12 protein-coding genes and 1 pseudogene are annotated in these 14,626 nt (G+C 52.0%); 2 read left to right on the plus strand and 11 right to left on the minus strand.

The window, feature by feature from the left end:
* Positions 1-7 precede the first annotated feature (7 nt).
* Together WC7_RS18365 and otnK are read right to left on the minus strand one after the other, a co-directional pair.
* Positions 8-652, minus strand: coding sequence for a 3-oxo-tetronate 4-phosphate decarboxylase (locus WC7_RS18365; protein WP_016152294.1), 645 nt, complete (start codon positions 650-652; stop codon positions 8-10).
* Positions 649-1,905, minus strand: coding sequence for a 3-oxo-tetronate kinase (otnK, locus tag WC7_RS18360; protein ID WP_016152295.1), 1,257 nt, complete (start codon positions 1,903-1,905; stop codon positions 649-651). The genes WC7_RS18365 and otnK overlap by 4 nt, the downstream gene beginning before the upstream one ends.
* 371 nt (positions 1,906-2,276) lie before the next feature.
* Here otnK and WC7_RS18355 point away from each other — a divergent pair, with 371 nt between their 5' ends.
* Positions 2,277-3,170 (plus strand): PocR ligand-binding domain-containing protein, encoded by an 894-nt coding sequence (locus WC7_RS18355; protein ID WP_016152296.1) that lies wholly within the window; start codon positions 2,277-2,279, stop codon positions 3,168-3,170.
* On the opposite strand, the gene cobA is transcribed toward WC7_RS18355, so the two are convergent.
* Complete coding sequence (gene cobA, locus WC7_RS18350) at positions 3,149-3,937, minus strand: uroporphyrinogen-III C-methyltransferase (RefSeq protein ID WP_016152297.1); 789 nt, start codon at positions 3,935-3,937, stop codon at positions 3,149-3,151. The genes WC7_RS18355 and cobA overlap by 22 nt on opposite strands.
* Before the next feature lie 405 nt (positions 3,938-4,342).
* Here cobA and WC7_RS18345 point away from each other — a divergent pair, with 405 nt between their 5' ends.
* Positions 4,343-5,245, plus strand: a complete 903-nt coding sequence (locus tag WC7_RS18345) for a LysR substrate-binding domain-containing protein (RefSeq protein WP_016152298.1) — start codon at positions 4,343-4,345, stop codon at positions 5,243-5,245.
* A gap of 82 nt (positions 5,246-5,327) precedes the next feature.
* Here WC7_RS18345 and cobO read toward each other — a convergent pair whose 3' ends face one another.
* The 8 genes and pseudogenes from cobO to WC7_RS18305 all read right to left on the minus strand — a co-directional run bounded on the left by cobO (position 5,328) and on the right by WC7_RS18305 (position 14,625).
* On the minus strand, positions 5,328-5,930 hold the full coding sequence (gene cobO, locus WC7_RS18340) for a cob(I)yrinic acid a,c-diamide adenosyltransferase (protein ID WP_016152299.1): 603 nt from the start codon (positions 5,928-5,930) through the stop codon (positions 5,328-5,330).
* Between the two features lie 9 nt (positions 5,931-5,939).
* On the minus strand, positions 5,940-7,592 hold the full coding sequence (locus WC7_RS18335; RefSeq protein ID WP_016152300.1) for a class I fumarate hydratase: 1,653 nt from the start codon (positions 7,590-7,592) through the stop codon (positions 5,940-5,942).
* 58 nt (positions 7,593-7,650) lie between these two features.
* Positions 7,651-8,652 carry a glutaminase A gene (glsA, locus tag WC7_RS18330; RefSeq protein ID WP_016152301.1) on the minus strand — a complete coding sequence of 334 codons (1,002 nt, stop codon included), beginning with the start codon at positions 8,650-8,652 and terminating at the stop codon, positions 7,651-7,653.
* Between the two features lie 148 nt (positions 8,653-8,800).
* Positions 8,801-10,082: pseudogene (locus tag WC7_RS18325) on the minus strand (dicarboxylate/amino acid:cation symporter); the annotation flags it as partial.
* A 168-nt stretch (positions 10,083-10,250) separates the two neighbouring features.
* On the minus strand, positions 10,251-10,568 hold the full coding sequence (locus tag WC7_RS18320) for a DUF4387 domain-containing protein (protein WP_016152303.1): 318 nt from the start codon (positions 10,566-10,568) through the stop codon (positions 10,251-10,253).
* The gene (locus WC7_RS18315) at positions 10,565-11,935 is read right to left on the minus strand and encodes an acyclic terpene utilization AtuA family protein (RefSeq protein ID WP_016152304.1); all 1,371 of its coding nucleotides are present in this window, start codon (positions 11,933-11,935) and stop codon (positions 10,565-10,567) included. The genes WC7_RS18320 and WC7_RS18315 overlap by 4 nt, the downstream gene beginning before the upstream one ends.
* 3 nt (positions 11,936-11,938) lie before the next feature.
* Positions 11,939-13,180 carry a methylaspartate ammonia-lyase gene (locus WC7_RS18310; RefSeq protein WP_016152305.1) on the minus strand — a complete coding sequence of 414 codons (1,242 nt, stop codon included), beginning with the start codon at positions 13,178-13,180 and terminating at the stop codon, positions 11,939-11,941.
* The gene (locus WC7_RS18305) at positions 13,180-14,625 is read right to left on the minus strand and encodes a methylaspartate mutase subunit E (RefSeq protein WP_016152306.1); all 1,446 of its coding nucleotides are present in this window, start codon (positions 14,623-14,625) and stop codon (positions 13,180-13,182) included. Before WC7_RS18305 ends, WC7_RS18310 begins: the two co-directional genes overlap by 1 nt.
* Position 14,626: the final 1 nt, after the last annotated feature.

Here is a 14,626-nt window from a genome sequence, read left to right on the forward strand (position 1 = left end):
TGTCACCTCACGCTTGCCGGGAATGTTCAAGTTCGGCCACCGCTTCTTCTGAGAGCGGAACATAGCCAAGCGGTTTTAACGTCAGCCAGATGCGGGCGCTGTCTTCCAGTTCTTCGGCGTTAAACACCGCCTCACGCAGCGAGCGACCGCTTACTACCGGCCCGTGATTGGCCAGCAGCGCGGCCGTATGGTCTGCCGCGATTTCACTCAGTGCGCTGGCAATGCCCTCATGGCCTGGCTTGAAATAGGGCAGCAGCGGTAACTGACCGACGCGCATCACATAGTACGGCGTTAACGGCGGCAGGCAGTTTTTCGGCGTGGTGCACGGCAGGCAGGAGAGCGCGGTCAGCCATGGAGAATGCAGGTGCACGACCGCGCCGCAGGATGGCCGATGTCGATACCACGCCAGATGCATGGGCACCTCTTTTGAGGGTTTGTCACCGCTAAGATGAACGCCGTTGGCATCCAGCCGACTTAGCGTGGCAGGATCAAGCTCGCCCAGACAAGAGTTGGTCGGGGTCACCAGATAGCCGCCATCCGGCATTTTGACGCTAAGATTGCCGGAACCGCCGCTGCTGTAACCGCGCATAAACAGGGAACGGCCATAGTGGACGAGTAGTTCGCGCAGTTGGTGTTCACTCACCGAATTCATAATGCGTACTCCTGGGCAGTAAAAAAGAAATCGTCGTCACCAAAGTTGCCTGACTTCAGCGCCAGCGCCAGACCGGAGGAAAATACCCACGGCACGCCTGGCGCAATGGCTTTGCCGACGGACAGACGCTTCACCTGCAAGGCTTCCACAACGGTGCCGGAGGTTTCTCCGCCCGCGACGATAAAGGTGTTTACACCCGCAGTCCGTAGCTTTGAACTCAGCCGGGCAAAAGCGTGTTCGATTGCCTGGCTGGCGGCCTGTTCGCCGTGCTCCTGTTGAATACGTTTGAGTACGTCTGGCGGCTGGGTGGCGTATATCAGTGGCGCTAATGAGTCGCTGATATGCGTCATCGCCCAGGTGCTCAGTTCATCGGTGTAGCGTTCGGCATCAGACAGGCAGCGGGACACATCAAGCAAACGAGACGCTGCCGCGGCCTTATAGCGATTAACCTGACGATTGCTCATTGCCGAACAGCTACCGGAGAACACCACCGTTTTGGCAGGCAGTGGAAAAGAGTCCGGCGGCATGGATTGCTGGCCTCCGCTGCAGGCGGCCAGCGCGCCGCCGAGCCCGGAGCCCCCGGCTAACAGAGGGCTGGCATGGAGAGCTTGCGCCAGCGTGTTGAGATCTGCTTCATCCAGCGTATCGACGATAACGTGACGCGTACCTTCAGCCTGAAGTTGGGCCAGGGCGTAAGTGACCGCTTCCACACCTTGACGCAGGGTCGTGAGGTTGATGCAACCAACCGCGCCTGGCGTTTGCGCGCTCAGCAGGCGCGGCAGGCTGGCATCGTTCATTGGATTGAGCGGATGCTTTTCCATCCCGGATTCGTTAAGCAGTACACCGTGTACAAAAAGATGACCATGCACCACCGTGCGTCCGTTTTGCGGCAGAGCGGGGCAGTGGACGATCAGCGGAACCTGCAGGTCGTTCATCAATGCATCGCTGACCGGGCCAATATTGCCTGTTGGCGTGGAGTCAAACGTCGAACAATATTTAAAATAAATCTGGCGGACACCTGCATTTTGTTTCAGCCAGCGGGCACAGGCCAGGGATTGGGCGACGGCCTGTTCTGCGGGTAATGAGCGGCTTTTCAGCGAGATGACGATAGCGTCAACCTCTTCATTCCAGCATTGCGCGGTATCGGGCATACCGGGCAGAAGCGCGACGCGCCACCCCTGCTGCGCCATAAAGCTTGCAATGTCCGTTGCGCCGGTAAAATCGTCGGCGATAACGCCTGTGGTGACGGCCATGGATCAACTCCGTTCAGATTGTTTGCTAATTGAACATATTATTCAGGAGGGCCTTTCACATTCACATGATGATTATCACAAATAAGCACATCATCGATTCAGATTAAAAACGGGTAATTTATTGAAAATAATGAGGTTAGGTGTTGAGTGTTGCGAAAAGAGTCTCACAAGAGAGTGTGAAGATTCGTTAATCTTTGAGAAAGCAAAGTCGCGGTGTGCTGCAGAGTATTATCGTGGTCGCTATAATTTTCTTGCCAATTGATCATAATCATCTGCACAAATGAGATTATTTTTTGCGGTAAGCATCATTCTTTCCTGAGGCTAATTTTTGCATATTAGCGGCCTTAATATTATTAATGCCGGAGGATAACGTGCCGCTGAAAATCCAGGATGACTATTTACACCGTTTTTTCTCTATCGCAGAACTCTTCTCCCGAGCCACTGGGTTAGCCACAGTCGTCGTTGATATTAACGGTATAGCGTTGTCTGAATGTCATAATTTTAATTCGTTTTGCACATTAATGCGTGCGGATGAGCGCTATCGAGCAGGTTGCCAAAAGTGCGACAAGTACTGTGCTTTTGAGGCATTAAAACAGCTTAAACCCAGAATACTCACCTGTCATGCAGGGCTAAGCCTGTTCTCGATGCCATTAATTCATGAGGGACACCTTTACGGTTTTATTATCTGCGGGCAGGTGCGGGTGAAGTATCAGGAATATAAAACTATCGCTATTGATAACAAAAACTCATGGATTAATAACCCCGAAATTAAAGCTGAGTGGGGCCAGTCTGCGATGGTGGATAATAATGTACTGGTGGCGTCAGCAAATTTGTTAAGTTTTATTGTTGATAATTTTGAGAAAGAACAATTGATCTCTGAGAAGATTGTAGTTCCGGCAACCCGTTACGCTCATCATTATTTCACTGAGCCTTCACGTCACGAGAAAAAACTTATGGCGGCGCTGCGTTATATTGACGAGAATTTGTATGGTGAATTGTCTCTGGAATCTGTCGCGGCTCATGTGTGCTTAAGCGCGAACTATTTCAGCCGGTTTTTCAAGAAACGCCAGGGTGTTAATTTTAAAACCTGGGTGAGTCAGAAAAAAATGCAAAAAGCAGGGGAGTTATTACACGATCCGGTTCATTCCATAGACAGTATTGCCAGGAAACTGCAATACGCGCAAACCAGTTACTTTTGCCGCGTTTTCCGGGCGGCGCATCAAACGTCGCCCCAGTCTTTTCGTCACGCCAGACTTTCGCAGTAAAGATTGTCTGGCAGCGTGATGGCTTCAGGTATAAAAGAGAGCCGATCGCTCAGGGTCACCACATCTCCGATTACAATCAACGCCGGTGGAACAATATTAGCTTCCTGTGCCTTGCTCAATAATGAACCGAGCGTGCAGGTCAGGCGACGTTGATTTTCTCGGGTCGCGGACATAATTAGCGCGGCGGGCGTGTCTGCTGATTTTCCGCCCATCAACAGCTCTTCACAGATAAACGCCAGATTGGCGATACCCATGACGATGACCAACGTGCCGTTAAGTTTCGCCAGTTGACGCCAGTCCTGCTGCTGATTGCCTTCCCGCGTGTGGCCAGTCACCACGTGAAAGCCGGAGGCAAAATCGCGATGCGTCACCGGGATACCGGCATAGGTCAGGCCGCCAATCGTAGAACTAATACCCGGTACAACTTCAAAAGGGATGCCCATTTCAACCAGATCCTCAACTTCTTCAGCCCCACGGCCAAATACATACGGATCGCCACCTTTGAGGCGCACAATGTTGTGGTGTGTTTGGGCATACTGGACCAGCAGTGCGTTGATTTCACCCTGGGGAACGCAATGGAAGCCTGGATTTTTGCCGACATTGATAAGCAGGCAGTCAGGTAATGCCCATTCCAAAAATTTAGGATTGACCAGCCGATCGTAAATAATGACGTCGGCCTGTTTAATGCAGATCATTGCTTTGAGGGTCAGTAATGAAATATCACCAGGACCTGCTCCAACGAGCCAGACCTTTCCGAAAGTTTTCACAATGTGTCCTTTATCACGTCTGTCAAAAAATGGCACAAACGACATCAATAAATGATTAAAAGCAGTCGTTTGCCCGTAAGTTATAACGTGAAATTATCCAGGATTAGCGCATGGATAATATTGATTAATCTCGCAAAGTTTTTTCTGCAATAAACAAGAAGACTTGAAAAATTATTAAGAACTTATTGGCACTATTTACTTAGGTTTAACCTTATTTAAATTGTGTTTATTGTTGTGCTTGAGTATTATTGGTTAATATTTATCCGCCATCAGTGTGAGCAAATCATGGATTGGATCAATGACATCAATGGAGAAAATAAAATATAACTCTCGGTGCTTATCTGGGTGCCTTGAATTATTTTTTATAAATTAAACTATTTTTGTACGCTGCATATGGAAGAGGTTATGAGAGGAAAAATACCCAAGACGGAGTTGCTGGTAACTTTTGAAGTGGTTGCGCGTCACGAAAGTTATACCCGGGCAGCTGAAGAGTTGGCGTTAACACAAAGTGCTGTTTTCCGCCAGGTGAATGCACTGGAGGATTTTCTTAATACCGCGCTATTTAATCATGCCAAAAAACGTATTTTTTTAAATGCGGCCGGCAAACACTATTTAAGTATCGTTAAAGAAACGTTAAATAAACTCGAGCGCGATACGACCACAATAATGACCTGGCAACCGACCGTACAGGTTATTGAGCTGGCGGTAAATCCGACGTTCAGTACGCATTGGTTGATCCCCAACCTGCGCGAGTTTAACAAACTCAATCCTGATATTATCGTGAACATCCATTCGCTGGCGAATATCGGTGATTTTCTTAATCGTGAGTATGATGCGGCAATTATGCGCGAAGATTTCTACTCACCGTGGTCAGAGGTTGAGTACCTGTTTGAAGAGGAAATTCTGCCAGTATGCAGCCGCTGTCTGCTGGCTGAACCGGAACGGAAACTGTCAGTCCACGAACTGCTGAACGAATACCCGCTGTTGCACCAGAGTACGCGAATCAAAGGCTGGCAGGAATGGTTTGCGCTGTCCAACGTCAGCAGCCCGCTGGTAAATAAAGGCCCGAGATTTGATCTGTTGTCGATGTTGATTGCGGCGGTCCGTTCTAATCTGGGGGTTGCGCTGCTTCCTCGTTTTGCCATTCAGCACGATCTGGACAATGGAGATATGGTCATTCCTTGCGATGTTCCGATGCGCACCGGGAACCGTTTCATTATGACGTGGCGTGAAGAGAAATCGGAGTCTGCGCATTTACAGACATTTCGTAACTGGTTGCTCAGTAAGTCCGTGGTGTCGGCTACCTGATGGTGGTTTGCGCTTTATCAGGCCTACAACGATTGGTAGGCCGGATAAGACGCGTTAGCATCGTTATCCGGCAAAAGAACGGCTACCAGTCGATTCCAATCTGTGCCTGAATCCCGCGGTCAAACGCGTGCTTGACCGGGCGAATTTCACTGACCGTATCGGCCAGTTCCAGTAACAGCGCATGGCATCCGCGCCCGGTCACGATGACGCTTTGCTCCACAGGGCGATTTTCGATGGCGCTGATAACCTCCTGGGTGTCCAGATAGTGGTAAGCCAGCATGTAGGTGAGCTCATCCAACACCACCAGATCGTACTGCGGATCAGCCAGCATGCGCTTACTTTCCTGCCAGACTACCGTTGCCGCCTCGATATCCGCTTGCCGATTTTGGGTTTCCCAGGTAAATCCGGTGCCCATAATATGAAATTCGACACCGAGCGGTTGCAGCGTGTTGTACTCGCCATTATCCCACTGGCCTTTAATAAACTGCGCGATGCCAACGGTTTTTCCGTGACCAACCGCGCGCGTTGCCGTACCAAAGGCTGCGGTGGATTTTCCTTTACCGTTGCCGGTGAAGACAATCAGGATCCCTTTCTTCTCCGTTGCCGCCGCCACGCGGGTATCAACCTGTTCTTTCAGTTTCTGCTGACGCTGGCGGTGTCTGTCATTATTGGCTCGCGCTTCCATGGTGACTCCTTAATGTCCTGCCGGACAGGTTGCGCAGCGGTGCTGCTGCTCAAACTGGCTAAAGAAGTTATTGCCTTTGTCATCCACTAATACGAAGGCCGGCATATTTTTAACTTCCATCATCCACACCGCTTCCATTCCCAGCTCGGGATATTCAAGGCAGTGCAGGCTCTTCACGTACTGCTGCGCCAACAAGGCTGCGGCGCCGCCAATGCTGCCGAGGTTAAAACCACCATGTTTGCGACACGCATCCGTGACTTGCGCGCTGCGGTTGCCTTTCGACAACATGATCAGACTGCCGCCCGCGGCCTGGAAAGCATCGACGTAACCGTCCATGCGCCCGCCGGTTGTAGGACCGAGCGAACCGCAGGCCAGATTACTGGGGGTTTTAGCCGGGCCCGCGTAATAGACGATATGGTTTTTCATGTAATCTGGCATCGGTTCGCCGTTATCCAGGCGCTCTTTGATTTTGGCATGCGCGATATCGCGAGCCACAACAATCGGGCCGTTTAACGATAAACGCGTCCCAATTGGCAGAGTGGTGAGATCCTGCAGGATCTCGCGCAGCGGACGATTCAGATCCAGTTGTACGGTCTGGGCGCCATTTTCCACCCGCTGTGAGTCGGGAATAAATTTGCCCGGATTATGCTCGAGTTTTTCCAGCCAGATTCCGTGTTTGTTGATTTTGGCCTTGATGTTGCGGTCGGCTGAGCAGGAGAGAGCCATGGCGATAGGGCAGGAGCCGCCGTGGCGTGGCAGGCGGATCACCCGGATATCGTGGGCAAAGTATTTGCCGCCAAACTGCGCGCCGATGCCAAACTCGCGGCTGGCGTTAAGCAGCTCGGCTTCCAGCGCCGTATCGCGGAATGCCTGACCCAGTTCGTTCCCGCTGGTGGGCAGGTTATCGTAATATTTAGTTGAAGCCAGTTTAGCAACTTTCAGCGTCTGGTCGGCGGACAAGCCTCCAACGACGAAAGCGATGTGATACGGCGGGCAGGCGGCTGTACCCAGTGATTTCATTTTTTCGATCAGAAACGCGGTGAGCTTTTCCGGCTGCAGAATAGATTTGGTTTCCTGGAACAGCGCCGCTTTGTTAGCAGAGCCGCCGCCTTTGTTGACGAACAGGAAACGGTATTCATTACCCGGCGTGGCGCTGATGTCGATTTGCGCCGGCAGGTTAGTCTGGGTATTGACCTCGGTATACATGTCCAGCGGGGCATTTTGCGAGTAACGCAGGTTGTTTTCGGTGAAGGTGGTGTACACGCCTTTGCTTAATGCTTCTGCGTCATCGCCGCCGGTCCAGACATGCTGTCCTTTGCAGGCCACAATGGTTGCCGTCCCGGTATCCTGGCAGTTGGGCAGGACGCCTTTGGCCGAAACCTCAGCATTGCGTAGCAGTTGCAATGCGACGTACTTATCGTTACTGCTGGCCTGCGGATCGTGCAGAATGCTGGCTATCTGTTTTAAATGTCCGGCGCGCAGGAAAAATGAAGCCTCATAAAATGCCTGCTGGGCTAATAAGGTTAGCGCTTCTGGCGCAACCTTAATCACTTCCTCTCCGTCTAACTCCGTTACCGCAACGTGCTGGTTACTCAGTAATTCATATTCGGTATTATCTTTACTCTGAACAAAGAGTTCCTGCCAGACAAATGGTTTAGACATGTTTACATCTCACCTTTTAGTTAATATGTCGGATGGCGCTCACGCCATCCGTAATTGCTTAATGCGCTAAAAAGACATTGGCTTTTGTCGCTTCGGCGACATATTCGATCGTTTTCTGGGCGCGAACGCTGTTACCGGCTTCATCCAGCGGCGGAGAATAGACGGCAATCGCATATTCGCCCGGGACAACGGCGACCATTCCGCCGCCGACGCCGCTTTTTGCCGGGATGCCCACGGTGTAGAGCCATTTACCGCTGCCGTCGTATAGTCCGGCAATCGCCATTTCTGCCAGCACCTGCGGAACATATTTTTCATTCAGCAACTGCTTGCCGTTGAATGGAGATTTGCCTTTGTTCGCCAGTACCGCCCCCATTTTGGCCAGTTGCTCAACGGTGATATCCACCGAGCACTGACGGGTATAAATTTCGACAGCTTCGTCGGTATTGCCATAGAAGCTGTTATAGGATTCCATCAGCTTCGCCAGTGCCTGATTGTGCTGGTTGGTTTCCATCTCGGATTTAAAGACCGGCTCATTAACCGTGAGCGTGGCGTCGGCCCAGACGTTCAGGTTGTCGAGGATTTTGTTCCAGCGATCGGTTTTGTCTTTGGCTTCAATCAGGCTAACGGTGCTCATCGCCCCGGCGTTTACCAGCGGGTTCTCAGGTGCGCCTTTGGTCAGCTCAACCGCTAAACCGGAGTTGAAGGGCATGCCAGTGGCATTGGCCCCGAGTTTGTCCAGCACCACCTGAGGGCCGTGCTGTTCCATGGCGAGCGCCATGGTGAAGACTTTGCTCAGGGATTCCATGGGGAAGGGTTTGTTAACATCGCCAACCTGGTAGATCTTGCCGTCCACCGTGGCAATGGTGATGGCAAAGTTATTCGGGCTGTAGGTCGCCAGGGCAGGGATGTAGTCGGCGACTTTTCCATCGTGGTTACTTTTATATTTTTGATGTGCCTGGTCGATAAGCTTTGCGTAATCCGGCGTGGTTTGCGCGAGAGTCGTTGCGCTAAACAAAACGCTGAAGGAAAAAATACTCACGCCGAGAAGAGTTTTAGTCATGGTGCAATCCTGTTGGTGTGCTCATCATGGTGCCGGATGGCGGCTTACCGCCTTATCCGGCCAACGGATAGTTAAACGTTATGTAGGCCGGATAAGCGTAAGCGTCATCCGGCAATAACGTCGTATCAGGACAACGCGACTTCTGTTTCGGTAACCGGACGTTCTTGTTCCGGGGTCTTCACTGGTGCAGTGCCACGACAACCCTGGCCGAAGTGTTCACCTTCCCAGCGACCTACAATGGCAGCACCCATTGCGTTACTCATGACGTTGGTAGCAGAACGACCCATATCAAGGAACGGATCGACGCCCATCAACAGGATCAGACCAGCTTCAGGAATGTTGAACTGGTTCAGGGTTGCGGCGATAACCACCATTGATGCACGCGGTACGCCCGCCATCCCTTTAGAGGTCAGCATCAGGATTAACAGCATGGTAATTTGCTCGCCCATGCTCAGCTCAATGTTGCACGCCTGAGCAATAAAGACGGTGGCAAATGAGCAGTACGCCATGGAGCCGACCAGGTTAAAGGAGTAACCGATAGGCAGAACGAAGCTGGCGATTTTTGAAGAAACGCCGAATTTTTCCAGCTTGTCCAGGGTGCCAGGGAAGGCGGCTTCTGAGCTGGAGGTAGTAAAGGCCAGCAGTGCAGGCTCGAGGATTGATTTGGTCAAACGCGCGATGCAAGGCCCGACTATCATGGTTGACAGGCCAATCAGGATTGCCCACAGCATACCCAGGGTCAGATAGAATTCACCCATGAAGATCCCGGCGCTGACCATCACACCCAGACCACGTTCGGCAATCAGACCAGAAATAGCGGCAAAAACGGTCAATGGTGCAAATAGCATGACGTAGCCCGTCAGCTTCAGCATCACGTGTACCAGTGAATCCAGAACCTTCACGATAGGCTCGGCTTTTTCACCAATCGCGGCCAGGCTGCAACCGAGGAAAATTGAGAACACCACGATCTGCAGAATTTCGTTACGCGCCATCGCATCGACAATACTGGTCGGTACCGCGTGCGAGATAAACACTTTCAGCGTGAATGGCTCTGACTTAACGGCGGCAACGGCCCCGACGTCATGTGGCACGAAGTTGATCCCCGCGCCTGGCTGGAAGATGTTAACGATAACCAGACCCAGTGCAATTGACACCAGAGAGGCGCAAATAAACAGGAAGAAGGTTTTCGAAAATATACGTCCCAGCGTTTTGGCATCGCCCATTTTGGCAATACCAACAACCAGAGTTGAAATAACCAATGGCGCGATAATCATTTTTACCATGCGTAAGAATATGGTGGTAAAAATAGAAATATCTGCTGCATAGGATTTTGCTGTTTCAGCCGCGGCCATATTATTTATGGCCACCCCGGCAATCATGCCGAGTATCAGGCCTAATATGATCATCTTCGTTAAACTTATTTTCTTCATGTGTACTCCATCGGATAAAGGCTGGTAATTGGAATTGTGTAGGGTGGTGTGCGCCTGAGCCTGGACAGCAGCTCAGACGCACGCCTGTTGTGACCAACCGCATGAATAATTCGAAGCACTGTGATACCGCTGAATTCTGTGCTCCAATGGTTGTTATTGTGTTTTTTGTTACAAGTCGAACTCAATACTTAATAATGGAGCGTGTTGCTGAGCACCATAAACATCATTATCACCGACGTTGCCGGAAATAATATCGCGCGGCATGACGATTTTTACGGCATTCGCCGGATCGAACCACACGATATTGTGAATAAAATCAGGTTCAACATTATATAAACTGGCAATAAGCTGCGGTGTTAATTGCTCGCAGGCTTTTACCCGCTGATAGTCTTCCCTGGTTTTAAATAAAATATCTAAAACCAGTTCGTACGGTCCGGCGTTTTTGGAGCGAATAACCTGCGCCAGTGAACAAATTGAGTGTTTCATGCCTGAACTCCTTCTGGCGTCACCTGTTCAATGTGGAAATCAAATCGCAGCGCATCGCTCGCTTCAATCAGGTGATAGATCGAGAACTCATACACCGGTCCACTTTGAATATCAGATGGCGAGAACGGGAAGGCGAGGTTGCCCGCAGTCGCAATGCGATTTTCATAGCCGTAGTGCAGCAGGGTAGAGCGTACCAGCGAGCAAACGCTGTTGGCGATATCCTGCGTCGGCGCAACGACATCCAGTAAAATCCCCAGCTCATGACCGGCGGTTTTCATCGGTTCATGGTTGCCCATCACACCGTTCTTACCATACAGGTGGAACGTCATGCGGATACTGTCGTCATTCAGTGAGAGGTTACGCTCCACGCTTGCCTGTACCTCTTCGAGAATGGTGTCAATCCCGGCAATCATAATTGGGTCGCGCGTTCCGGCGATGGTCAGGCAACGGAAGCCAACCTGACGCGCGCCTTCCAGTTTCAACGCATACGGTGTTTCTTCATGACGTGAACCACTGACATACACTTCGCCCTCGTTAACCTGGGTAAAGGTGCACGCTTTCAGGTTCAGCACGCCGCCTGGTCCTGGCAGGAAGTACGGATCGGACTTCTCATACAGGGTGTGCGCCGCAGCGGAAGTTTCAGTGAACTTACGCTTGGGATTGAACGCCTTCAGCGTAAAGCCGTTGTCATCAATGATCCCCATCGCACAATCTGAGCCGGAGCCAGGGGTGGCAGCAATGGCAGCACACTCAAGGATCTTCCCGCAATGAAGTGCCAGACCTTCATCAAAGCCCTGCATTATTGGCAGCGCGGCGAAGCAGGCCGGATCGTAGGCACGTCCGCCCAGAACCACCTGCGCGCCAGCTTCGAGCGCACGCTGAAAAGGCTCGACGCCCATCTGCGCGACAATGTAGGTGCTCTCTTCAATTGCATCGTGAGTCAGTTCAGGCACAAAATCGAGCGCGGTGATTTTGCCGTTATCCAGCGCCTGATGAACGATTTCTTTGTCGACATCAGACGGGATTAACGCCATTGAGAAGGACAGTTTTTCTTCCTGTGCGATCTCATGGATTATCTGGCGACACCACTCCAGATGCGGAGCTGCGCCAGAGCCACCAGCCGTGCCGATCACTACCGGGATGTTGTTCTTCACGCCTGCCACGATCATATAGCGCAGATCGCGTTTCACACCGGCCCGGTCGGTAAAGGGTTTACCCGCCCCCAGATAGTGGGGGCCTGGATCGGAGGAACCTGCGTCAACAGCAATAAGATCCGGTGACTCTTCCATGGCTTTACGAAAACTTTCTTCCGGGAAGCCATAACCCAGGATAGCCGTAGGCGATAAGATCTTAAATGTGCGTGCCATCTCTTAATCCTTAGTTTGCAACAGCGCGATGGTGCGGTTCATTTCGTTAAACACGATGTTGAGACCTTCATCGAAACCCATACCCGGCTTGATCAGCATGCGCATTGGACGCGCAGCCAGCGCGACGTGTACGCAGGTACGCGCACTGATTTCCGTTTCGTTACAGGTACCGCCCTGATAGGCTTCCATTCCGTGTTTGTTGCAATACAGCACTGCATCGACGATGTTGTGAATACCGCCCAGATCCGGGGTCTTGATCTGCACCATGTGGCAACTGCCCGCGTCGGTGAAGTCCACGATATCCTGATAGGTGTTACACCATTCATCCGCAACAATTTTCACGCCGGAACCCAGACGGGTAAGCTCCTGAGTGATCTCGGTGAGCATGCGGATCTGATCCGGCTTGTTACCGGCATCTACCGGGCCTTCAATGTACAGCGGCAGGCCTTGAGCTTCGGCTTCCAGGCTGGCGATATATTCGGCGCAACGCACCGGATCCATATCGAAGATCAGACCGATGGTGCCGTAGACATCAATATGCAGCGTCGGGTGATAGGTTTCGTTGGTGCGCAGGCTCAGGATGCGGTTAGACAACCAGCGGACGTACTCACGCAGTTTTTCGCCTTTGAAGCCCAGCTTCTCTTCTACGTTATTGATCAGCGCATGCGGCAGGACGTCCACACCTTTGAGGATCATCTTGTCGACGGCGATATAACGGTCGTCGCCGCTCTGGCCAAATAATGGAATGGCTTCCGGGACGCACGGCAGTTGCCATTCATCACAAACCACTTCTGCTTTCAGACGACCGGTAGCCAGTGCCGCCGCGTCGAGCAGCGCCTGAGACAGACCATAACGTACGGCGGTATGCAGCAGATGGCCGTCAATACGCAGTTCGTCAAAGAAACGGGCGTTGGTCAGGAACGAATCAACGTCGCGGCCTTCCAGCAGCGGTTTGATGTGATCGTTAAGGAACGGAATGAAGTTTTCAGCCAGGAACAGCGGATCGCGTCCACCTGCACCTGAATATTGCACTGCTGCACAATCGCCCACCGCTACCGCGCCGTTTTCCAGAATCAGCTGTACGGATACGCATTCACCCGCCTGACGAACAGACGTAAATCCAGGCGTTACCGGAGCGCCGGTATAGATAAACCCGTCATGACCGGCGCCGTTTTTGATGGCCTGCTGATCGTCAAAATAAAATGAGGAGTAGCCAGCTGTGAAAAGGGCCTGTTTAATTTTCATTATGGTCTTCCTATTAATTTACTGTGGGATACGGCGTTGATGTCATCAATGACCATCTGGAAAGAAGGCTTGCGGCCTTCGAAATGCGCGCGCTCTGCGACGTAGTCGTGGTGCAGGGCGAGAATGTCTTTCGGCAGCGGAACGGAGCCGGCTTCGAGAATACGGATGGCGCCTGTGTTATCGCGAACAGGCAGGATCTTACCGGCGTTACAGGCGGCAGGCGCGAAAGGTACATCCAGTACGCCTGCTTCAAAGGCCAGCACTGTACCGCGCGCAATGTCGCCATTGCCCAGTTCGAAGACTTTCTTCAGCACCGCGCGGACTTCGCTCTTAATCAGATCAACTTCCTGCTCCACGGCAGCGCACTGCGGGAATTTCTGGTCGCTGACCATGTTGAGCATCTGGCGTGAAGCTTTCAGACCCTGGGCGTTCGCTGCCGCCGTTGGGATACCGAACGCTTCGTGCGGGCTTTTGGTGATCACTTTGGTGGCACCTGACATACCGGCAACCGCTGCGCCCCAGGCGATAACGGAGAAGGCTTTTGCTTCATCTTCCGGGAATCCGCCCATCCACTGGTGGAAAACGGTACTCAGTTCGTAATCGTCAAAGCCGTGGTTATGGAAATATTCGTGGGAAAGTTCGCGCAGCGCCTGAATCGCTGCAATATCCTGCGTTAGGCTACCGACCTGGCCGTAGCCAACGGTAATTGACTTGACGCCTTGTTCCAGAGCCAACAGACCTTCGATAATCGCCACCGAGTGGGACATAAACGGCGGGATCAGGGTGCCGGTCAGTGGGCCAAATGGTTCACGGTTGATACGAATACCGTTCTCTTCGTACAGGCCCATCAGGCGGTCGCAGTACTGCCAGTCGCGGATGGATTTTTCCAGAGTGACACGTTTAGCGTAAGGAATGTTGTAGGAGATGCCGCCGCCTTCGTAGCTGGTAAAGCCACTGGCCATGGCGATTTCTGCCAGCAGGCGCGCATCCGGCGTGCCGTGACGAACCTGGATCGGTTTTTCCAGCGCTTCAGTCATACGACGGCAGGCAGCAACCCCGTGATTGACGACCGGTAAACCATTCAGCTTGGAAGTACCTGCTTCGATAGATTTCTGGATCCCGACGGCGGCTTCTTCATAGCGGTTCAGACGGGTATAGGCATCGATAGTACTCGGCAGGAGGTCGCACTCTTCCTGCAATGTTTTGAGCAGCGCAATATGCTCATCCATTAATGCTACGCCTGCGCGCGGCTGGCTCAGGGTTTTCCCTTCCTGATCGGCCTTCAGCAGAGCAAGGGAGAAGCGCTTTTTATCCGGAATTGATTGCTGGTACTTCACGCCATCTTCGAAGTTCTCAACGTCTTTGCCGGTTTCCCAGGTTTGTAATACCTGATGCCTTTCGGTCATGAATTCGTCATGGGTCAATTTTTTATTTCGAAGTTCCATT

Origin of the sequence: Citrobacter sp. KTE151 (assembly GCF_000398845.1) — a bacterium.
GTDB classification, from domain to species: domain Bacteria; phylum Pseudomonadota; class Gammaproteobacteria; order Enterobacterales; family Enterobacteriaceae; genus Citrobacter; species Citrobacter braakii.

Bases quoted from the DNA above. Each gene is read 5' to 3' on its own strand.
- otnK (WP_016152295.1), bottom strand. From the start codon at position 1,905: ATGGCCGTCACCACAGGCGTTATCGCCGACGATTTTACCGGCGCAACG.
- WC7_RS18365 (WP_016152294.1), bottom strand. From the start codon at position 652: ATGAATTCGGTGAGTGAACACCAACTGCGCGAACTACTCGTCCACTAT.
- glsA (WP_016152301.1), bottom strand. From the start codon at position 8,652: ATGACTAAAACTCTTCTCGGCGTGAGTATTTTTTCCTTCAGCGTTTTG.
- WC7_RS18345 (WP_016152298.1), top strand. From the start codon at position 4,343: ATGAGAGGAAAAATACCCAAGACGGAGTTGCTGGTAACTTTTGAAGTG.
- WC7_RS18315 (WP_016152304.1), bottom strand. From the start codon at position 11,935: ATGGCACGCACATTTAAGATCTTATCGCCTACGGCTATCCTGGGTTAT.
- WC7_RS18305 (WP_016152306.1), bottom strand. From the start codon at position 14,625: ATGGAACTTCGAAATAAAAAATTGACCCATGACGAATTCATGACCGAA.
- cobO (WP_016152299.1), bottom strand. From the start codon at position 5,930: ATGGAAGCGCGAGCCAATAATGACAGACACCGCCAGCGTCAGCAGAAA.
- WC7_RS18335 (WP_016152300.1), bottom strand. From the start codon at position 7,592: ATGTCTAAACCATTTGTCTGGCAGGAACTCTTTGTTCAGAGTAAAGAT.
- WC7_RS18310 (WP_016152305.1), bottom strand. From the start codon at position 13,180: ATGAAAATTAAACAGGCCCTTTTCACAGCTGGCTACTCCTCATTTTAT.
- WC7_RS18320 (WP_016152303.1), bottom strand. From the start codon at position 10,568: ATGAAACACTCAATTTGTTCACTGGCGCAGGTTATTCGCTCCAAAAAC.